The organism is Okeania sp. SIO2C2 (assembly GCF_010692625.1).
Taxonomy (GTDB): domain Bacteria; phylum Cyanobacteriota; class Cyanobacteriia; order Cyanobacteriales; family Microcoleaceae; genus Okeania; species Okeania hirsuta.
Genome location: NZ_JAAHGM010000009.1, coordinates 312,682 through 333,457 on the forward strand (window position 1 = coordinate 312,682; position 20,776 = coordinate 333,457).

At 38.9% G+C, this 20,776-nt stretch carries 19 protein-coding genes and 2 pseudogenes; 10 read left to right on the forward strand and 11 right to left on the reverse strand.

Annotated features, from left to right (window positions below):
* Positions 1-791: 791 nt before the first annotated feature.
* A complete protein-coding gene (gene glgX / locus F6K18_RS10580) occupies positions 792-2,912 on the reverse strand; it encodes a glycogen debranching protein GlgX (protein WP_287520699.1) in 2,121 nt (706 codons plus the stop codon).
* Between the two features lie 31 nt (positions 2,913-2,943).
* Between glgX and F6K18_RS10585 the strand changes: the two genes are divergently transcribed.
* Both F6K18_RS10585 and F6K18_RS10590 read left to right on the forward strand, forming a co-directional pair.
* A complete protein-coding gene (locus tag F6K18_RS10585; protein ID WP_240039172.1) occupies positions 2,944-3,474 on the forward strand; it encodes a universal stress protein in 531 nt (176 codons plus the stop codon).
* Positions 3,475-4,326: 852 nt separating this feature from the next.
* A complete protein-coding gene (locus tag F6K18_RS10590; protein ID WP_124147264.1) occupies positions 4,327-4,791 on the forward strand; it encodes a universal stress protein in 465 nt (154 codons plus the stop codon).
* A gap of 546 nt (positions 4,792-5,337) precedes the next feature.
* Here the strand turns inward: F6K18_RS10590 and F6K18_RS10595 are convergent.
* The 5 genes and pseudogenes from F6K18_RS10595 to F6K18_RS10610 all read right to left on the reverse strand — a co-directional run bounded on the left by F6K18_RS10595 (position 5,338) and on the right by F6K18_RS10610 (position 7,729).
* Positions 5,338-5,625, reverse strand: coding sequence for a hypothetical protein (locus F6K18_RS10595; RefSeq protein WP_287520701.1), 288 nt, complete (start codon positions 5,623-5,625; stop codon positions 5,338-5,340).
* Positions 5,612-6,556 (reverse strand): cytochrome P450, encoded by a 945-nt coding sequence (locus F6K18_RS10600; RefSeq protein WP_353735046.1) that lies wholly within the window; start codon positions 6,554-6,556, stop codon positions 5,612-5,614. The genes F6K18_RS10595 and F6K18_RS10600 overlap by 14 nt, the downstream gene beginning before the upstream one ends.
* A gap of 3 nt (positions 6,557-6,559) precedes the next feature.
* Positions 6,560-6,694 (reverse strand): hypothetical protein, encoded by a 135-nt coding sequence (locus F6K18_RS36555; protein ID WP_353735047.1) that lies wholly within the window; start codon positions 6,692-6,694, stop codon positions 6,560-6,562.
* A 116-nt stretch (positions 6,695-6,810) separates the two neighbouring features.
* A pseudogene (locus tag F6K18_RS10605) lies at positions 6,811-7,242 on the reverse strand (RNA-guided endonuclease InsQ/TnpB family protein); the annotation flags it as partial.
* Between the two features lie 133 nt (positions 7,243-7,375).
* Positions 7,376-7,729, reverse strand: a complete 354-nt coding sequence (locus F6K18_RS10610; RefSeq protein WP_287520703.1) for a cytochrome P450 — start codon at positions 7,727-7,729, stop codon at positions 7,376-7,378.
* 186 nt (positions 7,730-7,915) lie between these two features.
* Here F6K18_RS10610 and F6K18_RS10615 point away from each other — a divergent pair, with 186 nt between their 5' ends.
* Entirely contained in the window at positions 7,916-8,110 is a 195-nt protein-coding gene (locus F6K18_RS10615) for a hypothetical protein (protein WP_124147266.1), read from the forward strand.
* Between the two features lie 136 nt (positions 8,111-8,246).
* Here F6K18_RS10615 and F6K18_RS10620 read toward each other — a convergent pair whose 3' ends face one another.
* From F6K18_RS10620 to hemL, 4 genes are all read right to left on the reverse strand, one after another.
* The gene (locus F6K18_RS10620) at positions 8,247-9,425 is read right to left on the reverse strand and encodes a tetratricopeptide repeat protein (protein WP_287520705.1); all 1,179 of its coding nucleotides are present in this window, start codon (positions 9,423-9,425) and stop codon (positions 8,247-8,249) included.
* Positions 9,426-10,042: 617 nt separating this feature from the next.
* Positions 10,043-10,528 (reverse strand): alpha/beta hydrolase fold domain-containing protein, encoded by a 486-nt coding sequence (locus F6K18_RS10625; RefSeq protein WP_287520707.1) that lies wholly within the window; start codon positions 10,526-10,528, stop codon positions 10,043-10,045.
* 261 nt (positions 10,529-10,789) lie between these two features.
* Positions 10,790-11,113 carry a hypothetical protein gene (locus tag F6K18_RS10630; protein ID WP_287520709.1) on the reverse strand — a complete coding sequence of 108 codons (324 nt, stop codon included), beginning with the start codon at positions 11,111-11,113 and terminating at the stop codon, positions 10,790-10,792.
* A 332-nt stretch (positions 11,114-11,445) separates the two neighbouring features.
* Positions 11,446-12,744 (reverse strand): glutamate-1-semialdehyde 2,1-aminomutase, encoded by a 1,299-nt coding sequence (hemL, locus tag F6K18_RS10635; protein WP_287520743.1) that lies wholly within the window; start codon positions 12,742-12,744, stop codon positions 11,446-11,448.
* A 277-nt stretch (positions 12,745-13,021) separates the two neighbouring features.
* Between hemL and hisIE the strand changes: the two genes are divergently transcribed.
* From hisIE to F6K18_RS10660, 5 genes are all read left to right on the forward strand, one after another.
* Positions 13,022-13,690 (forward strand): bifunctional phosphoribosyl-AMP cyclohydrolase/phosphoribosyl-ATP diphosphatase HisIE, encoded by a 669-nt coding sequence (hisIE, locus tag F6K18_RS10640; RefSeq protein WP_287520710.1) that lies wholly within the window; start codon positions 13,022-13,024, stop codon positions 13,688-13,690.
* Between the two features lie 61 nt (positions 13,691-13,751).
* Complete coding sequence (locus F6K18_RS10645) at positions 13,752-14,195, forward strand: lipocalin-like domain-containing protein (protein ID WP_287520712.1); 444 nt, start codon at positions 13,752-13,754, stop codon at positions 14,193-14,195.
* A 79-nt stretch (positions 14,196-14,274) separates the two neighbouring features.
* Complete coding sequence (locus F6K18_RS10650; RefSeq protein ID WP_353735048.1) at positions 14,275-14,544, forward strand: Uma2 family endonuclease; 270 nt, start codon at positions 14,275-14,277, stop codon at positions 14,542-14,544.
* Positions 14,545-15,020: 476 nt separating this feature from the next.
* Positions 15,021-16,487, forward strand: coding sequence for an alpha-amylase family glycosyl hydrolase (locus tag F6K18_RS10655; RefSeq protein WP_287520714.1), 1,467 nt, complete (start codon positions 15,021-15,023; stop codon positions 16,485-16,487).
* Between the two features lie 896 nt (positions 16,488-17,383).
* On the forward strand, positions 17,384-18,430 hold the full coding sequence (locus F6K18_RS10660; protein WP_287520716.1) for a M23 family metallopeptidase: 1,047 nt from the start codon (positions 17,384-17,386) through the stop codon (positions 18,428-18,430).
* Between the two features lie 352 nt (positions 18,431-18,782).
* Here F6K18_RS10660 and F6K18_RS10665 read toward each other — a convergent pair whose 3' ends face one another.
* Positions 18,783-19,862 carry a dipeptide epimerase gene (locus F6K18_RS10665; protein ID WP_287520717.1) on the reverse strand — a complete coding sequence of 360 codons (1,080 nt, stop codon included), beginning with the start codon at positions 19,860-19,862 and terminating at the stop codon, positions 18,783-18,785.
* A gap of 233 nt (positions 19,863-20,095) precedes the next feature.
* On the opposite strand from F6K18_RS10665, the gene F6K18_RS10670 reads away from it, so the two are divergent.
* Together F6K18_RS10670 and F6K18_RS10675 are read left to right on the forward strand one after the other, a co-directional pair.
* On the forward strand, positions 20,096-20,434 hold the full coding sequence (locus F6K18_RS10670; RefSeq protein WP_287520719.1) for a protein kinase: 339 nt from the start codon (positions 20,096-20,098) through the stop codon (positions 20,432-20,434).
* A 48-nt stretch (positions 20,435-20,482) separates the two neighbouring features.
* Positions 20,483-20,776, forward strand: a pseudogene (locus F6K18_RS10675) (serine/threonine protein kinase); the annotation flags it as partial.

The following is a 20,776-nucleotide window of genomic DNA, read 5'->3' on the forward strand; positions in this document are numbered from 1 at the left end:
ATGCGATCGCAAAATATATAAGTCAGGACTTACGCAAAGAGGGGTTTGAGTAGCAATTGTGCGAGAAACCCCATTAAGGGTTAAGTATGTTAACCTAAGCCAGAGGTGACTTTCCGGTTTAGGTTAACCATATTTGACCCGAATTGAAGCTTTTCAGTCATTTCTTGATAATTGCTGAGGTAAAGTCTCCATATTAATTAGGGCTTGCTGATTAAATCTCAAAGCATTGACATATAAAGAATTTATATCATGTTCGGTTGAATACTTATAAATAACTGTTGTGAGTCCTCAGGAGTCAGGAGTCAGGAGTCAGGAGGGAAGAAAGGAGGAATACATAGAAAATATTGGAGAAAAGTATTGATAATTTCAGTATTTCTTTGGTACTGTAGGTACCCAGAGTCCTTAAATTTTATTATAACTGATTATCCGAACATGATATTAGCCTTTTTGGGGCCTTTAAAAAGTGCCTAGTTTTCAGCTCTTAATGCTCAAAAAGTTAGTATTTTAGGCGCATAGTTGGGCAGAAAAATTATTCTTACAATTCTTACCGAATAATTAATAATTATTAATTAAATAATTCTGGTTAAAAGCCTCCCCTTTCAAGGGAAAAAAAAGAAATAATATTTCCTTATATTCAATTCCGTAGCGGTTTTAACCAGAGGTAATTATCCATTATCCATTATCCATTATCCATTAATGAATCCTACTTCTTCTAAGTACCCCTAACTCCTGTCTCCTGTCTCCTGTCTCCTCTCTCCTACCCTCACCCATAAGACTTTTGAGCGCAAACCCTAATTAAGTTTTGTCATTAAAACAATAGCAGCTCGTGCCTCGACTCTATACCTAACACCAATAACTTTTGTAGCTGTATCTAAATCATTAAAATCTTTAGGAGAAGGAAAAGCAGTATTAATAATTAAATACCAACTTTCCCCTTTTTTTAAACGTGGTAACTCAAACATCAAAGGTTTCCAATAAGCATTCAAAATAATATGAAAATATTCACCACTTTCTGGATGCTTCAAACTAAAAGCTAAAGTCCGAGAATCTAGATGCCAATCAGGTTTATCTAAACGTACTCCATGCCAACTAATATTAGGTACTTTATTCGGGTTAACTGCCTTTTTCTCTCTAGCTAAAGATGACTCTGGAGTACCCGAACCAAATGTAGCTAAAACCTTATCTACCCGCATCATTTCTAACTCTTGGGTAAAATTAATAATCCCTTTAACAAATCGCAGTAAATCTGTTTGTTTCTCAATTTGCTCCCAATCAAACCAACTTAGTTTATTATTCTGACAATAACCATTATTATTACCAAGTTGAGTTCGCCTTACTTCATCCCCCATTAAAATCATTGGCGTACCTTGGGAGAAAAATAATATGGTGAAAAAATTCTTAATTTGTCGCAGTCGTAATCTTTCAATTTCCCACTTATTAGTTAATCCTTCAACTCCACAATTCCAGCTATGATTATCATTAGCACCATCGCGGTTATCTTCACAATTAGCTTCATTATGTTTTTCATTATAAGAAACTAAATCATTCATCGTAAAACCATCATGGCAAGTAATAAAATTAATACTATGATTGGGTTCGCGGTCTGGTTGAGGATAAATATCAGGACTACCCATAATTCTAGCCGCTAACTTATCAACTATCTTGTGGTCACTTTTGACAAACTGACGAACATCATCACGATAATGTCCGTTCCATTCAGCAAAGCGATCGCCAATAAATGAACCAACTTGATATAATCCCGCCGCATCCCAAGCTTCTGCAATAATTTTTGCCCCTGCCAGAACAGGATCGGATTCAATTGCCCATAACACAGGTGGATCTTCCAACGGATCGCCAGTCATACTCCGAGACATAACAGATGCCAAGTCAAACCGGAACCCATCAACGTGCATTTCTCTAACCCAGTAACAAAGACAGTCAACAATTAAGCGATGTACAAAAGGATTATTTGTATTGAAAGTATTGCCACAACCACTATAGTTACTGTAATAAGTGGAGTCGTCTGTCTCCAGAATGTAATAAGTAGAATTTTCCAGTCCCCGGAAAGAAACTGTCGGTCCGTTTTCATTACCCTCTGCAGTATGATTAAAAACCACATCCAAAATTACTTCTATTCCAGCTTTGTGCAAAGCTTTTACCATATCTCGGAATTCATCCATCGGTCCGAAAATATCTTTGCGAGAACTATAATTGTGGTGAGGAGTAAAAAATGCGATCGGGCTATAACCCCAATAATTGATTAGAGGTTCGCGCACATCTTGTTCATCAAATTGCTGTACGGGTAATAATTCTACAGCAGTAATTCCCAATTCTTTCAGGTAGGGAATTTTTTCAATTAGTCCAGCAAAAGTACCCCGTTTTTCTGGAGAAACGCCAGAATTAGGGTTACGAGTAAATCCACCAACGTGCATTTCATAGATAATTGTATAAGCGTAGGGTATGTTTAGAGGTACATCATCTTCCCAGTCATAAGCAGTTGGGTCAACTACTACCCCTTTGAGAGCATAAGCACAGTTATCGCCATAACCAGTAGCAGCTTCACGACTATATTTTTCTTGTCCCACTACTACCCTAGCGTAAGGGTCTAGTAATACCTTTGTACCATCAAATCGATGACCTTTTTCTGGCTCAAGTGGTCCATAAACTCGGTAAGCATATATTTGCCCTGCCTCAAGACCATAAATAAATATGTGCCAGTAATGATGGGTTTTATGTTGTTTAGGGTCGAGTAAAATTACTTGCTCTGGTTGAGCTGCGTCAGGTTCATCAAATAGTAATAATTCTATTGCTGTAGCATTTTTAGAGTAAATGGAAAAATTTACTCCTTTGGGGTCTTTTAAGAGTGTTGCGCCAATGGGAAAACTATTACCTGGTAATATATTAAGATTCATAATTCTTGACTTATTTAACTATTAGATAACCTTGGTAATTTTATACAATGTAAATAGATATTTAACAAAACCATTGGAAGTATTAATTATGTATGAAAAAATTTTAGTTGCCATCGATACATCTGCTATGGGCGATCGCGTGTTTGATATAGCCCTAAAATTAGCAAAAATCAGTAACCCTAGTCTGATGTTGGTTCATATTCTCTCGGAGGAGGCAGAAGAAAGTCCGATAAATTATTGGCCAATGATTGGTACTGACATTGGCACTAACCCAGAGATGATGAAAGAATATCATCAACTTTGGGAAAAATTTGAGAAACAATGTTTACAAATGTTGAAATCAAAAGCAGATAAAGCAAAAGAACTTGGGTTCAATACAGAATTTACCCAAATCAGAGGCAACCCTGGTCGGGAAATATGTAAATTAGCTCAAAAGTGTAATGCTGATTTAATCGTTATGGGACGCCGTGGGCATTCCGTTTTTAGTGAACTGCTATTGGGTAGTGTCAGTAATTATGTTATTCATCGCGCTCATTGTTCTGTTCATATTGTACAGGATTAGCTTTTTTTATTAGGCATCTCCTCCAAAAGTAGGGAACAGGGAACAGGGAACAGGGAACAGGGAACAGGGAACAGGGAACAGGGAACAGGGAACAGGGAACAGGGAACAGGGAACAGGGAACAGGGAACCCACCCCTCGCCCCTCCCCCTCCCAGGAGGGGAATAATTGATAATTTATGTGTGAGAATTGATTTGATTTTTGATTTTTACCAGATGTCTATTAGGCATCTCCAGAAAAGTTGCATGCAACTTCCGTAGGGAGTATAGGGAAAGAATTGATGAATAAGACTGCAATAATTGATTTTATTTTTTATTCTTGGAGATATCTATTAGTAATGAGCAATTATTCATTAGTATTCATTTATATCTATAGTGTTTTTATTTGAGATGTAAATCTATATTGAGGTTTTTTATTAGAAGAAAAGCACACTTTTAATTCCTGAAATTCTTGTTTTTGCTAATATTTAGTACTGTTTTATCTCCTTTACTATTCCCTCCATACCTATTCTCTATTTTCTTTTTAATAGCACTTGGTTTCCACCTCCCAGATAAAAAGGCTATATTAATAATTGCTTATGGATATTCTGGTAAGAGCTAACTCTATCAAGAAAGCTACTCAAAATCATAATTTCCATTTTCACTAGGAATAATTAGTCTGAGATTGACTATAGTGAAATCAACATTAAAATATATATTTTTTTTCTGATAATTCAGATACAATAATTACTATAGCAGTCTAAGGATAGGTTAGGACATATCAAAAGCTCAGAACTCAGACAAAGCAAGCTTTTTCCTTCTTTTTTCTTCCTTCTCCTATATCAGACAAAATAATTAAATTTTCATCATAAAGATTATGTATCAAAAAATTCTAGCAACAATGGACACATCAGCAGCAAGCGATCGCGTATTTGCCACTGCTCTCAATTTAGCAAAACTCAATAATTCCTACTTAAAACTAATGCACGTTTTATCTCCCGAAGAAGGAGAAATTCCCGTTAAATTTGGAGCAATTTCCCGGGAATTTAACAAAGAATTGATTGCGGAATATCAACAAAAATGGAAAGATTTTGACCAAAAATGTCTAGAAATGTTGCAGTCACGAGCTAACGAAGCTACAACAGCAGGGATAAACACAGAATTTATTCAAACAGAGGGTGTACCTGGAAAGCAGATCTGTAAGGTAGCTCAGGAATGGGGTGCTGAACTAATAGTTATGGGACGCAGAGGACATTCTGTTTTCAGCGAAATGGTTATAGGTAGTGTGAGCAGTTATGTAATTCACCGGGCGAAATGTTCGGTGTTAGTTGTGCAGCAATAGTTTTTGGGTAGTTGTGCATTGTAATGGTATAGCTAGTGGGAGCATCTTGCTCCCGTTCTAATTAGGGTTTGCGCTTCACTAGTCTTTTAGTAGGGGTAGGAGACAGGAGACAACCCACCCCTAACCCCTCCCAGGAGGGGAAGACAGGAGACAGGAGAAATAGGAATTAATTAGGAGGTAGTCGGAAAAATTGTAAGAGTGATTTTTCTGCCATAATCGTCCCAAAATACTAGCATGCATGAGCTTTTTGAGCTGAAAAGCTGGTACTTTTTTAGACAAAAAAATACTAAAACCTTTATCTGTCAATGCTTTGATATTTATTCAGCAAACCCTAATTATTTTGGTCACGGTATAGACAGTGAGAGAATCTTGCTCCCGTTCTAATTATTTTGGTCATGGCATAGCCAGTGGGAGCATCTTGCTCCCGTTCTAAGTTTTCCCGATCTCAACCTACCATTACGGGAGCAGGACTACCAATTTTTGTAGGTGTGGATTCAATTTGTCAATTTTACTGTACAGTGCTTTTCAAATGCATGAACCACATCGTCACAACTGAAATCCTGTAGGGGAAAATATCAGGAACGGGCAAGATGCCCATTCCACAAAACTATTAAAATCATCCCGCATTTTATGCAACGCCCATGAATGTTGCTTAAAATTGGTTCGGGTGATAGGAGGCAAAGTGGCGTGCTGGAGACTATCCATAAGCAATTTTTCCTTCTGCCTTCTGCCTTCTGCCTTCTGCCTTCTGCCTTCTGCCTTCTGCCTTCTGCCTTCTGCCTTCTGCCTTCTGCCTTCTGCCTTCTGCCTTCTGCCTTCTTCAAACAGCCGCAACCGAGGGAGATTGTTGTGTTTGTGACATACACTTCCCAGTCATTACCATTTTTACTCCACCAGCAGGAGCTAAAGTTACACCGCGACGTACTGCTTTGACTGTTTTTTTCTCCGCCAAAGCTAAACTATAACGTTTGAGAATAGTTGCTAATACCAGTTTCATTTCAAACATAGCAAATGCTGCTCCAATACAACGACGACTACTACCGCCAAAAGGCAAAAATTCATAAGCAGAATATTGCCTTTCCAAAAATCGTTCTGGTTTAAATTTTTCTGGTTCGGGATACAAATCTTCCCGGTGATGAGTTAAATAAATACAAGGAGCTAGAGCAGTACCCTCTAGATATGTTTGACCCATAATTGTAATTGGTGATTTAGCTATTCGCGCAAATGCAATTATTGCTACTGGGTAGATGCGCAGAGTTTCAGAGCAAACTGCATTCAGATAAGGCAGCTTGATAACTGCCATTGGGTCTGGGTTATCTCCAAGGTCTTCCAATTCTGACAATAGCTTGTTATAAATTTCTGGTTGGCGGTGAATCCAGTAAAACGCCCATGCTAATGCTGTGGCAGTAGTTTCATGTCCGGCAAATAGTAGTGTCATTAACTCATCCCGCAATTCTTGATCGCTCATAGGTTCCCCTGCTTCATCCCTAGCTAATAGCAACATTGTTAAGATATCAGAGCGTTCAGAGTCTAGTTGTTGACGACGTTCGCCAATTTCTGCATATAGTAACTCATCAACTTCTTGCCGTTGTCTGAGAAATTTACCCCACGGACTCCATTTACCCAAATCAACTTGGAGAAACTTGAAAAATAGCATACTTGCTTTCGAGGGAGAAGCTAGTGATTCTAGAGCTAAAGTCAAAAGTTGCTCTAATTTATCATACCTCTGTCCTTCCTCTAAACCGAAGACCGCCTGTAATATCACCTTTCAAGATATCTCTTGAGTTGATTCTCTCATAGAAAATGGCTGCTCTACTACCCACTTACTAGCTACTTTTTCAGCGATCGCGCAAATTAACTCACCATAAGCTTGCATTCGTTCCGTTCTACTAAACTTACCCAAACTTACCCATACACGATTGCATGAGCTTTGGAGCTAGCTTCCTGCTTCTGTGAAGACCACTGACCGCAGTCTGTAACTTATCTTCTCCACAGGCTTAAATTCGCTTGGAACTCAAGCTACTGATACGCATAGTTTTTCAGGTTGATAGCAGCGTTAAAATCTCTATCAACTTCAAAACCGCATTCACTACATTTGCTAACGCAAAGCTGCGCTAACATAAGTTCTCAAGTGCAATGGCATTTTCTGTTGATGCCCACAGTTTGAACATATTTGAGAACTTGGATAATATCTATCCGCTATTACTAATTTACTACCGTACCATTCACATTTGTATGTAAGCTGACGTTTAAACTCATAAAAACCACAGTCTGCTATGGCACTTGCTAGTTTATGATGTCTTGGTGCGCGTTCCGCAAGCGAGCTGACGTCGTCGCGGGGTCGCACCGCTTTTTGAGCATTCCACTTACGTTTAAGTCCTCAATTACTATGGTGCTGTGGTTTTTAGCTAACCATGAAGTGAGTTTATGTAGTGCATCTGCTCTGATATCGTAGTGTTTTTTGCTTATTATTAACTTTTAATTTAGTCTTAATTGATTGCATTTCAATTGATTTGCCACCTCTTTTAATAGTTTAATAAGTTAGACATAAATCTATTATATCACAGTAAATGTCTATTTATGTTTAACTTTGTCCAATTATTTTAATACTGTTGATAGCCCCATGAAAGGGTGGCATTAATAGTTGACGTTGACGTTGGTGGAGAGTACCATCAAGCAAAGCTAGGGAGCTATCTCCCAATAGTGGCTGCAAAAACTGATTTCCTACACCAGAATCAAACTGTTTGGGATTAGTCTTGAGAATCTCTTCAATGGCCTTCGGATGACTGATAAATACCATTGGATAATTCAATTTTACTTGAAATGCGTCTCCATATTCCTTAGCACATTTTTCCATAAATGTCAAGGGTTTGGCTACCCACTGAAGGAGTTGAATCAAAGCTGGAGCTTTTGGACCTAGCAGTTGTGTCATAGTCATATTTCTATCTAGTTATCTTTTCCCTAACTATTTTAAAAGAAATAAAAAAATAAAGATTTATCCTATTTAAGACTATTAGATATCTCCAGAAAATAAACTTGCCCTTTGTTTAATATAAGCTAGAGTTGTAAAATTCACTTCCCTAAATCATTTTTCGTACCTTTTTCCTAAAAATCTCTTCCCTTGTTGCCTGTTGCCTACTATGCGCAAAAAGTCTATATCTTTTTCACCAGATGTCTATTAGACATCTCCAGAAAAGAGGGAATAGGGAATAGGTATGGAGGGGGAAATAATATCAAATCCGGTAGCATCGGTGTAATTAGATGGGGAGATGGGGAGATGGGGAGATGGGGAGATGGGGAAATATTTGGTAATGGTTGAAGATGGAACATTTTTTTATACCGAATTAAACGGATTTGATATAATTAATAATTTCTGTACGATAATTGATTTGATTTTTGATTTTTACCAGATGTCTATTAGCTCAGAATTTCTATGACTTTAGTCTCTAAAGTAGTCAATTAGACTTTATTTCCCTAGCGCGCTCCCAACTTTTATTAGCTTCTTCCATTAAACCTAAATCTCTCAAAACATTCCCCCGCTCATACCAACCATTGTCAAAATTAGGTTTAATTTCTAAAGCCTTGTTATAACAACCAATAGCTTCTGTTAAACTTCCTAAGTTAACTAGAAAACTAGCTTTATTATACCAAGCCAAATAATAATCTACCTTAATTTTTAGAGCCTTGTCACAACTAGCGATCGCCTCTTGCCACCTTCCTAACTTTCCCAGTGCTTCAGCACGGTTATTCCAAGCCAAATAATCATCAGACTTAATTTCTATTGCTTTATCATGGCTAGCGATCGCTTCTTCCCACCTTTCTAGTTGTACTAAAGCTTTCCCACGATTGTACCAAACTTGATGGTAATCTGGCTTTAGAGTCAGAGCGCTTTCCCAACTATCAACTGCTCCAAGTAAATCTCCTGCTTTAGCTTGCTCTAAACCCAACTTCGCCCATATTTCAGCATTACTCTCAGCAGACTGTGCTTGATTTTCCACTCCTACCCCAAGCTGACTAACCATTGCCTGAATAACTACTCTAGGGTCACTCGTTTGTACCCCTAACTGTTGGGCAACTGTTGCTAATAAATTAGGGTTTTCCTGAAGTTTAACTACTAATTCTGACATGGCATCATCATCTTTTTCTTCACTCACAAATGTTTGTAGAGGTGGAGAAACACCAACATCAAGTCCATCATATTCCCAGATCGCCCCACTATCATCCCTACTTAAAAGTTGAGTACCAATGTTGTGACCCATTGCTCCCAAAGATTGTAGAGAAGGTAGCGATCGCGTCAATTCAGCAAACCCTACCATTCTCTGAGCTAACTCATCATTAGGTTTAGGGGAAGCTAATAACCTTTCTCCAAACCGTTGCAACCATTGCTGCCAAAGTTCAGGTTTACCCCTTTCTCCTAATTCATCAAAAAATCTCTGTACGCGATCGGACTGCCAACCTTGGGCAACACCCTCCAATAGTTGACCAAACAAAAAATCGTAATCTGTATCTGTCAGTGGGGGCAAAGATTCAGAAATTGGTTGAGTTTCCTCAGATAAATCTAGATGAGACTGAGAAAATAACCCCAAAAGTTTTGTCCATAAATTTTTTAGCCATTGCCAAATTCTATGAAGCATTTGTTAAATATAAAAAGAGGGAATAGGGAACAGGGAACAGGGAACATGAAACTTGGGATAGTGAGGAATAATTGATAATTTATGGATAAAAATAAAATCAATTATCACACTATATAGCAATCCTATTTAAGTTGTAATATTTTGGTGGCAGTTAGGAGTCAGGAGTCAGAAGTCAGGAGTCAGAATTTTAAAGATTTTCAGTTCAAATTAACTATGCATAAAAATTGTCACAACCAATTTAGGATTGCTATATCAATTCTTTCCCCTAATCAGTGATGGTTAGGAATCCCGCGCTGTCTCGTAAGAGCAGCGTCGGGAGGATGTCAATGATTACCTAATACACTTGGGATAATAAGGGTGTTAGAACGGAGCGCGGTTGTAACGAGCTGTTAAGTTCCTAGTCGTTCATTTGAGTCGCAGAATTCTCTTCTGAAGGTGCACAATAGCTTTGAACAGAGAAATTTTAGTAGGTAGTCCTGCATAGTAATAGTAAATATAAGATAGTACGGGAGCAAAATGCTCCCATTACCGTGTCTCCTAACAAAAATAATTACAATGCATTACCACCATCTTAATACCATTTCTCAAAAACTTCTCTACATTGTCTTATTTCACTTTCACTCGTGCGAGGGCGACTCACCTACAACCTCCTCGATAAACTGCACGATACGTTGCTCGATCGACAACCTCGATCCGTCTCCAGCGAGGCTAGTTGCGCCCGATGTGTAGTAGTGTCCAGAAGCAGGAACCCAAGCAAACTCATAGGGAACACCAACTTCCTGGTAGCGATCCATCAGCATGGGCGTTGAAATGATGGAGGGTTCCAAATCCATCTGGCTTTGGAACATGAGAATCGGCGGGGTAGCCGATGCTGGGGTTACCATCTTGAGGATATCCAAGCCAAGGATACTACCAGACAACATGAAAAGACCCGCTATCGGTTCGTGCATGCCATGGGCAACGATCAAACTGGTTATGGCCCCGGCGGAAAATCCACCGAGGACAATGCTATCGGGATCGATGTTGTATATCCTGGCTGATTCGCGGATATGTTGGACGGCGGTACGCAGATCTTCGGTAGCCGACAGAACGCCATCGGTCATCAATTTCAGATCTTTGGGGTCGTCAATATCCAGAGGACCGAGGTCTATCGAGGCACGGGCGTTGCTGAATGGTAATGATTTTTAGATTAAGTATCAACGTAAAACATAAGTTTTTCAATTTTACCTTCAGCTACTTACCATTACATTTCAGCAACGCCGAGGCACGAATCTTATTGACGCCAGGGAGCGTGAGGCCAACTTTCGTCATGTCGATATCGTCTTCCGTGTAACCGTCTCCCGAGGGAACTGGGTTTTCGGGCATCAGCCGATAATCGATCGCGAAGCAAACATAGCCTTGCATTGCAAATTTTGGCAATAATCGCCCGCCGACGTATCTTGTGCTCCGCCTACGTCGAAGGTGGTGCGCGGACTGCCACGATGGAACGAGCCACCGAAGGTAAAAATGACAGCGGGTCGCATTTTTTTTGTTTTTGCAAGGGGCTCGTAGACATCCATCCACAAGTCGCGCAAGATCGATTCGCCTTCTCTAACAATTTCCCCTTGACCGTAGGTCACATCTGGCGTGACTTTGTAGTTTGGCAGAGAAGGGTTTTCAGCAGCGAAAGCAGGAGCTGGAAACCACATTGAAAAACAGAGACATATCGAAGCAAACAAGGCGATCAAGTTTCTCATCTTTATTAATCAGAAATTTCATTTTAATGTTCCTTAAATCTATTGCACTATTTTACCTGTGTCAGTTCACTAGGCAAGCTAAGGATCGCGCAAACTAAAGGTAGCAGCAGTTTGATCCAACTCAGCTAAAATCCACCATTCTTGATCAGTTTCTAACTGACCATATTGATTGATTCGACGACCCCTACTCCCTCTTTTCCGGAGAGGTCTTCTGTATAAACTGCAACTCCGCGTGCGGGTTGAATAATCCCCCGTTGTCGCAATCGCGCAGCGTCGGGAATATGTCAAAGACTAGACATAACTTCTTTTGCCGCAGTTAAAGTTTTGTCAATATCTTCCTCTGTGTGAGCTAAAGAAGTAAAACCTGCTTCAAATTGAGAAGGTGCTAGATAAATTCCTCGCTCCAACATTCCACGATGGAACTTGCTAAACTTACTCAAATCAGACTTTTTGGCATCATCATAATCGTGAACTGGGCCTTTATTGAAAAAGATACCAAACATTGCACTAATATGCCCACCACAAATAGGATTACCAGTTTCTTTTCCAACCGCTAATAAGCCATCAGCAAGTCTTTTAGTAATTTTATCTAACTTTTCATAGGTACCTGGTTCCTTTAGTAACTCCAGAGTCTTAATACCAGCAGTCATAGCTAGAGGATTACCAGACAGAGTACCTGCTTGATACATTGGGCCTGCTGGGGCTACCATTGACATAATATCCTCGCGACCACCATAAGCTCCTACAGGCAAACCACCACCAATAATTTTGCCTAAAGTTGTTAGGTCTGGAGTAACCTGAAATTTTTCCTGAGCACCACCATAAGCAATACGAAAGCCAGTCATAACTTCGTCAAACACCAGTAAAGCATCATTGTCTTGAGTAATCATCCGTAACCCTTCTAAGAAACCTGCATCTGGGATAATAAATCCAGAGTTACCAACTACTGGTTCGAGGATAACACCAGAAATTTGGTCAGGGTTGTCGGCAAAAAGTTGCTTAACTGCTTCTAAGTCGTTGTAGGGAGCAGTTAGGGTATTGCTAGTAACAGACTTAGGGACTCCAGGAGAGTCTGGCAGACCCAGAGTTGCCACACCAGAACCAGCTTTAACGAGGAACATATCAGCGTGGCCATGATAACAACCTTCAAATTTGATGACTTTGTCTCTACCTGTAAAAGCTCTCATTAAACGCAGTACGGCCATACAAGCTTCTGTACCAGAATTGACAAAGCGGACCATTTCGATGCTAGGTACAGCATCAATAACCATTTCAGCCAAGATATTTTCTAAAGCACAGGGTGCGCCAAAGCTGGTGCCTTTTTCCAGAACTTCTTTGAGGGAATTTAATACATCTGGGTGAGCATGACCACAGATAGCAGGTCCCCAAGTACCAACATAGTCAATATATTGATTGCCATCAACATCCCAGATATATGCTCCCTTGACTTGATCGAATACAATTGGTTGGCCACCAACAGACTTAAATGCTCTGACCGGGGAACTTACTCCCCCAGGCATGAGTTTTTGGGCTGCTGCAAAAATTTCTTCAGATTTAGTTGTGTTGAGTGTAGTAACTACCAAGTTAATCTCCTTCATTTGTGTTTGTTTCAATCCCTACGGGGGATTTTATGTTATCACCAAATTAAAATAAACCTTATGTATATTTAGGTAATTGTATCATTGCCCTAGGGGCATATTTATAGTTAATCTTGGAGAATTATGAAGCTTTTTTTGACAATTTATTTATTGTATGATATAAGCGATAAAAAAATAAATTAAAACTTAAAATTAAATATTCAGAAAATACTCAGAAGATATCCTAGACTTCGAGTATACAAATAGATTTTTTTGGCAAATTATGTCTACCTCCGAACCAGTAGCTTTAAGTCAATCAATTCCAGTGGAGCAGGTTCGTTACAATGAACAAGGACTTGTGCCTGCTATTGTTCAAGATTATTTAGATGGTACAGTGTTAATGATGGCCTGGATGAATCAGGGAGCATTGCAAAAAACTCTAGAAACAGGGCAAACTTGGTTTTGGAGTCGTTCTCGTCAGCAGTTTTGGCACAAAGGGGCAACTTCTGGTCATTTTCAGAATATTCAGTGGATACGCTACGACTGTGACAGCGATACTTTGTTAGTAGGAGTGGAACAGGTCGGAGATATTGCCTGCCATAAGGGAGAGAGGAGTTGTTTTCATCTGGTCAATGAGGAGGTTGTTAAGCCTCCTGCGAATATGTTATCTCAGCTTTTTGATGTGATTTGCGATCGCCGCGACCATCCCCAGGAGGGTTCTTATACTTGTAAATTATTTGCCGGGGGAGATAATAAGATTCTGAAGAAAATTGGGGAAGAGTCAGCGGAGGTAGTTATGGCGTGTAAGGATGATGAGAAAGAGGCGATCGCTTCGGAGGTGGCAGATTTGTTTTACCATACTTTAGTTGCTCTTGCCCAACATAATGTTGAGTTGCGAGATGTATATCGGAAGTTGGATGAAAGGAGACCAAAAAATAAATGGTTTAAATGAGTGGGTCAACTGAACAGTGGTATCAAATGTTAATTTATTCAAAACAAAATCAGGAACTCAAATGACACAAAATCAGTTTGTCGGAACTTGGCGACTGGTATCTTTTGAACTCAAAGATACAAATGGTGAGGTGAGCTACCCATATGGTCAAGATATGATTGGGTATCTCATGTACGCAGAAGACGGATATATGTCGGTGGTGATTATGGCTGCAAATCGCCCTAAGTTTTCCTCTGAAGATTTTCTCGGAGGTAGCACAAAGGAGAAAATTGCCGCTATACAAACATATTTATCCTATTGTGGTAGCTATGAAATTAAGGATCAAAAAGTAATTCACCATGTTAAAGCCTCTTTATTTCCTAACTGGGTTGGTACAAACCAAGAACGCTTCTTTGAATTTATAGAGAATCATTTATCATTGACTACACCTCCCTTGACGATCGGTAATAAGCAGGTGACTGGACATCTAATTTGGCAACGCTGTACTCCAAAAACAGCAATTTGATGCTGTATCTAGTATCAATGACCATCTCCGCAAAGATGATGAGAAAGAGGCGATCGCTCCTCTGATGCTGCGGGCAGCTGTGAGCGAAAAAGAACAAGAAAAGTTTCCTTTGATGTGTCCTGATTTTGTGATTGAACTACGTTCACGTACTGATACACTAGAATTAATTCAAGAAAAAATGCAGGAATATGTCGATAGTGGGTTGCAGTTGGAGTGGTTAATTAATCCTCAACAACAGCAAACAGAAATATATCGCCCCACTAAAGCAGTTGAGACTGTCCAACTTCCCGCTCATTTGTCTGGAGAAAATATTTTGCCAGGACTTGAGTTAGATTTATCTTTATTTTGAAGTTTTATACTAAATCCAGCCAGTGAAAAATTGAAAATCATCAACCAAACTTGGTATTACTAAATATATGGAATTTTTCTTGGCCAAAATGATAAAAAGAAGAAAACTATAGCACTACAAGAATTGGTTAGGACATTTTTCAATCCTGTTTCGTGACGGATTCCGCACCGAAAACCCTTTTACCGAAAAATTGTGGTTTAAAGCCTCCCCTTTTAAAGGGATAATAAGCGGTCGTTAGCGCAGCTTCCCGAAGGGTGGGATGGCGATCTTCGGAGCGGGTCTGCAAGAACGGGTCTCCTCGCCATATCCAATCGACCAAGAGAAGAAAAATGTTCATGATTAGTCAATCCTCTTCTTTTCAAGGAGAGGTAATAATTAATAATTAATAATTTATTAATTGTTGAAACTTCGCTATTCCCTGTTCCCTGTTCCCTAGTGCATAGCGCTATATTTCTAACTCTTTCCTTCTTCTCTCTATGATGAATCCTTCGTTGTATCAGTTAAATACTCGTATCTGGCTCAATCAACTATCCCAAAAGTTTGGTCGTCGCGCCACCTTAGATGATATTCCCGATCCAGAATTAGACCAAATAGTACACTGGGGATTTAACTGGGTATACTTTTTAGGAGTTTGGCAAACAGGAATAATGGCACGAGATATCTCTCGTGCAAATCCTGATGTGCGAAAGGAAGCTATAGAACTTTTTGATGATGAGTTCCAAGAAGATTATATTTGCGGGTCTTGTTTTGCGGTAACTGGTTATCACATCCATGAAAATCTTGGTGACAATGCAGCTATGTTACGACTGCGCGATCGCCTCCATAAAAAGGGATTAAAACTCATGCTTGATTTTGTCCCCAACCATACCGCCCCCGACCATCCTTGGGTACAAACAAATCCTGACTTTTATGTTCAGGGAACCCAGGCCGATCTTGAACGAGAACCCCAAAACTATATACGAATAGAATTGCCAACAGGTAGCCAAATATTTGCTCATGGAAGAGACCCCTTTTTTCCAGGTTGGTCTGATACTTTGCAACTGAACTACGGCAACCCCAAATTACAGGAGAGGATGTTAGCAGAATTATCCAATATTGCTCATTTGTGCGATGGTGTTCGCTGCGATATGGCAATGCTAATACTGCCAGATATTTTTGAGCAGACTTGGGGTATTCCAGTGCAACCGTTTTGGCCTAATGCAATTTCCCAAATTAAACAGCAATATCCAGATTTTATCTTTATGGCAGAAGTATATTGGGATTTGGAGTGGGAATTGCAACAGTTAGGATTTAATTTCACTTATGACAAACGCTTATACGATCGCCTCCATCAACAGCAGGCAGTTCCAGTCAGAGAACATCTTTATGTTGGTCTTGATTTTCAAAGTAAGTTAGCACGGTTTATGGAAAATCACGATGAACCCAGGGCAAATGCAGATTTTCCACCAAGAGTTCATGAAGCTGCTGCCATTTTGACTTATTTTACCCCTGGTTTACGTTTTTTCCATCAAGGTCAGTTACAAGGTTGGTCTAAAAAAATTTCGATGCACTTATGTTATGCTCCTGAAGAAGCTACTGTTCGACACATAGAGAGATTTTACCATCAATTATTAGATTCTTTAGCTCTGGATATTTTCCATGAGGGAAATTGGCAATTACTTGAATGTGTTGCTGCATGGGAAGGAAATTTCACATGGAATAATTTTATTGCTTTCAGTTGGGAAGGAAAAGATGAGCGACTGTTGTTGATAACTGTTAACTATGCTTCTTATCAAGGACAATGTTATGTTCGGTTGCCATTTGAGAGTCTCAGGGGTGAAACGTATCGACTGCAAGATTTAATGAATGAGGTGAGTTACGATCATTTGGGAGATAATTTGGTTTCACGAGGTTTATATTTGGATTTACCTGCATGGGGTTATCATATTTTTGATGTTAGTTAGGATAGAAGAATAAAGAAGCAAAAAGTATCATTTATAGTTTTGTTTTCTCACAACGGCAAAACTATATTAGACATCTCCAGAAAAGAGGGAATAGGGAACACTTAACTGGGAACAGGGAGAAATAATTGACAATTTATAGATAAGAATTGATTTTATTTTTAATTTCCGGAGATGTCTATTTGAAAACTCTAACGGCAAATTTATGCCTGAAAATTTTGACAACTGGATTTGGTATTATTTTAAATCTCGATAATTAATTATTGTAGGTCATTGCAACTGAAACTTTTGGAAGGAAGCAATCTCAGGGGTGACATGAGATTGCTTCCTATAGTTACTATGACGACTTTTCATAGGGATTATATAGAATCCGGATAATTAATTATCGTATGGCAAGAAAAGTCAAAAGTCATGCATTAAGAATTTAGGCTGTGGAAATTTTTTAAGAGTATACAAACTCATATCAAATCCAGTTGAATAGTTATTATAAAGTTGGGATATTGAAGTAATTATAGAGTTATAAACATACACTGTATAACCGGATTCTATATTACCTGTACAATTTATTAAAAGTCATACTACACTTGGAAATTGTCAAAATAACCATCAAAATAACAAATATTATTTATAGATTTTTAATAATGAATAATAAACAAAGTGAGAGCTATGCTAATCTTCCTGATGAACTTTTGGAAGATATTTTAGAGGATGCTCCCAAAATAGCAGATCAAATTAAACCATTAATCTAATGACTATTATTTCACCGAATAATTAAGATTTAAAGTCTCTAGGCATCAAGGAAAAATAAAGAAAAAAAATTATTTTAGCCAATCTTATCTGTTTTAAGGATAAGTAATTGTTAATTATTCAACTGATGAATTTTAGAGGATAAAAAACTTATGAAACTGAAAAAAATTTTTTACACCTTCCTCACAATATTAGTCATAATATTAGCCAGCTATAATGCTAACGCCAACACTGTACTATTTGAAAATTCTATTACTGATAAGTCTATTGCTCAAGTACCAAACTCCAAATTTGACCTACCCATAAAATGTAACTTAGACCAAGACTGCTTTATTCTATTGTACAGCGATCGCGACCCCAGTCCAAAAGCAGTAGATTTTGGCTGCGGTCGGCAAACTTACGACGGTCATAAAGGAACAGACTTTGCTATACCCGATGAAAAAATAATGGCCAGAGGTGTACCTGTAGAAGCAGTAGCTCCAGGTAAAGTATTAAGAGTGCGAGATGGAATACCTGACAAACGGGTAAAAAATCAGGCAGATAAAGATGCAGTTGATGGCATTGAATGCGGTAACGGAGTCGTAATAGATCATGGTAATGGTTGGGAAACTCAGTCTTGCCATCTGCGCAATAGTAGCGTTGTCGTTAAACCAGGAACAGTTGTTGAAGCAGGTACTCAATTAGGAATGGTAGGAGAATCTGGTTTAGCTTCTTTCCCTCACGTACATTTGAGTTTTAGATATCAGGGAAAAATAGTAGACCCATTTGTAGGAGTTAATGCTGAGAGTGGTTGCAATACTCCTCGTAACCCAATCTGGCAACAACCGTTGAGTTATAAACCAACTGGTATTATTCCGACTGGGTTTGCTGGGGAAGCACCTACGATGGATGATTTATGGAAAGGCAAATTTTACGACACAGTGTTACCTGGAGATATTGCAGCATTAATATTTTGGGTACAAATATACGGTGTTTTGCCTGGAGATATGGAGCATTATCAATTATTCGCTCCTAATGGCGAGCAGGTTATAGACAATAAAACAGAAATTAAATCTGCCAATAAAACATGGGTAGGATATGCAGGAAAACGTAATAATTCTCAGCGTCCACTTGCTCTGGGTAAATGGAAGAGTCAGTATAGTTTGACTCGAGGCAATAAAGTATTAATAGATGTTAGAAAAGAGGTGCAGTTAAATTGACTGAAGAAGGAAGAAGGAAAAAGCGAACAATGGAGCTATGTTGGTAACAAAGCACGGGAGCAAGATGCTCCCACTGCCATCCCTCATAATACCAACAGAACTTACGCAAATTAACCTTAAAAACGCCATATGTAGGGGCGTTAACGATAGTTATGGGAAGCAAATGGCATTTGCGCTCCGCAAAGCTCCGAATGGCGTCCTCACTCGATTTAGTGCCTGTGCGTAAGTCTCGATCATATCAAATCCGCTTTATTGGACATAAAAAAATTCTCCAATTGTCATAACTACGCTCATCTTTGTAATTCTCTCTCCTCCTGAATCCTGACTCCTGACTCCTCCTGAGTTAACCATTCTATAACTGTTTAACCGGATTTGATATCATTCCATCATTCAGACAAACTCCCAACCCAGGTAAACCATTCGGCAACAACCGCCCTTTTTCCATCGCCGCACCAATAAACGGATCGTCAATCAAATTGAGATGACTATCCAAGTCCAAATAATCCGCGAGTGGAGCAAGTTGTGCTGCTGCTGTATTTGCCAAGCAACTATCAGAATAACAACCAAACATTACCTTCAACCCACAAGCTTTAGCTACATAAACCATCCGCATTGCCTCAGTTAACCCCCCAGACTTCATCAACTTAATATTAATGCCATGCACCATTTCTGCTAAAATAGGAATATCCTTAGCAGTAAAACAACTTTCATCTACAAAAATAGGTAAGGGCGATCGACTGTAAAGATGAGGTAGATCGGCGATCGCCGAAACAGCAGCTAACGGTTGTTCAACATAAATAACCCCAACTGTCGCCAACCAGTCGCACATTTTGACTGCATCCTCCAGACTCCAACCCCCATTAGCATCTACATATAACAAAGCATCTGCGGGTGCTTCTTCTTTGACCGCCATCAACATTGCTTGGTCTGCTTCAATACCTTCCGGACTACCTAATTTTACTTTCAACACCCGTGCATCAATAAATTTTAGCCAGTTTCGCACTCTCTGTTTAGCAGTTTCGGGGGTACTGATACCAATAGTAACTGAGATGGGAACAATGTGATTTCGTTCTAACCCCCAAAGTCGCCATAAAGGCAACCCGACTTTTTTACCTACCCAGTCATGCAAGGCCATATCAATAGCTGCCCTAGCTGCTGATGGTATTTCTAACTCTATCAATACTTGCTCTATTTGTTGTCGGTCAAGTGGAGTAAACTTTTTTAGAGTAGGGGTAAGTTGCTCTAAAGTTTGCTGTAAAATTTTTGTAGTTTGTGGTTTTTTCCCTGCAGAAAAAGGTGAAGCTTCCCCCCAACCTTCGATACCTTCTTGTTGTATTTTTACCAAAATATTATTACTTTCGGCAGTAGTTCCTCGACTAATAGTTAAAGGAAATCTTTTATGGACAGTAAATGTTTGAATCTGAATTTGCATGATTAATAAAATTAATAATTATTTGCCACTTTATACCATGTCCGGTTATTAAAATAGTAGGGGAGTAGGGAAAATAGAAATATTTATTGTTTAGGCAAGAGGATAAGTTTTTTCCAGATCGATATAATAGTAAATATGACCGAACATTTCTGGTCTCATACCTCCTGCTTTCCTACGGAATGCTGCGCAAGCAAACTGTAGGAGATACTAATAACTGTTAACTGATAACTGAAATGACCCTACACCAACCTAATAATATTATTGCTCAACGATATCGCATTGTCACTGCTTTAGGACAGGGAGGCATGGGAATTACTTATGAAGCAGAAGACCTGACAAATTATCAGCGAGTAGCACTTAAAGCTGTTTCTTTACAACAAGCAAAATACTGGAAAATATTAGAACTTTTTGAGAGGGAAGCTAAAGTTATTGCCAATTTGCATCATCCTCAAATTCCCAAATATTTGAATTATTTTTATATTGATACACAGAGAGATAGATGCTTTTATTTAATTCGTGAATTAGTGCGGGGAAATTCCTTAGCAAATCAGGAAAATATTGGATTAACCTGAGTTAGTCAGGAGTGAAATAGAATAAATATTTTTTACAGGATAGTGAACATGACCCTACACCAACCTAATGATATTATTGCTCAACGATATCGCATTGTCACTGCTTTAGGACAGGGAGGCATGGGAATTACTTATGAAGCAGAAGACCTGACAAATTATCAGCGAGTAGCACTTAAAGCTGTTTCTTTACAACAAGCAAAATACTGGAAAATATTAGAACTTTTTGAGAGGGAAGCTAAAGTTATTGCCAATTTGCATCATCCTCAAATTCCCAAATATTTGAATTATTTTTATATTGATACACAGAGAGATAGATGCTTTTATTTAATTCGTGAATTAGTG

What these genes read in the sequence shown, in the direction of transcription:
- F6K18_RS10630 (WP_287520709.1), bottom strand. Translation starts at nt 11,113, where the DNA reads ATGTGGTTTCCAGCTCCTGCTTTCGCTGCTGAAAACCCTTCTCTGCCA.
- F6K18_RS10590 (WP_124147264.1), top strand. Translation starts at nt 4,327, where the DNA reads ATGTATCAAAAAATTCTAGCAACAATGGACACATCAGCAGCAAGCGAT.
- F6K18_RS10645 (WP_287520712.1), top strand. Translation starts at nt 13,752, where the DNA reads ATGACACAAAATCAGTTTGTCGGAACTTGGCGACTGGTATCTTTTGAA.
- F6K18_RS10660 (WP_287520716.1), top strand. Translation starts at nt 17,384, where the DNA reads ATGAAACTGAAAAAAATTTTTTACACCTTCCTCACAATATTAGTCATA.
- F6K18_RS10620 (WP_287520705.1), bottom strand. Translation starts at nt 9,425, where the DNA reads ATGCTTCATAGAATTTGGCAATGGCTAAAAAATTTATGGACAAAACTT.
- hisIE (WP_287520710.1), top strand. Translation starts at nt 13,022, where the DNA reads ATGTCTACCTCCGAACCAGTAGCTTTAAGTCAATCAATTCCAGTGGAG.
- glgX (WP_287520699.1), bottom strand. Translation starts at nt 2,912, where the DNA reads ATGAATCTTAATATATTACCAGGTAATAGTTTTCCCATTGGCGCAACA.
- F6K18_RS10665 (WP_287520717.1), bottom strand. Translation starts at nt 19,862, where the DNA reads ATGCAAATTCAGATTCAAACATTTACTGTCCATAAAAGATTTCCTTTA.
- F6K18_RS10655 (WP_287520714.1), top strand. Translation starts at nt 15,021, where the DNA reads ATGATGAATCCTTCGTTGTATCAGTTAAATACTCGTATCTGGCTCAAT.
- F6K18_RS10625 (WP_287520707.1), bottom strand. Translation starts at nt 10,528, where the DNA reads ATGACCGATGGCGTTCTGTCGGCTACCGAAGATCTGCGTACCGCCGTC.
- F6K18_RS10610 (WP_287520703.1), bottom strand. Translation starts at nt 7,729, where the DNA reads ATGACTATGACACAACTGCTAGGTCCAAAAGCTCCAGCTTTGATTCAA.
- F6K18_RS10670 (WP_287520719.1), top strand. Translation starts at nt 20,096, where the DNA reads ATGACCCTACACCAACCTAATAATATTATTGCTCAACGATATCGCATT.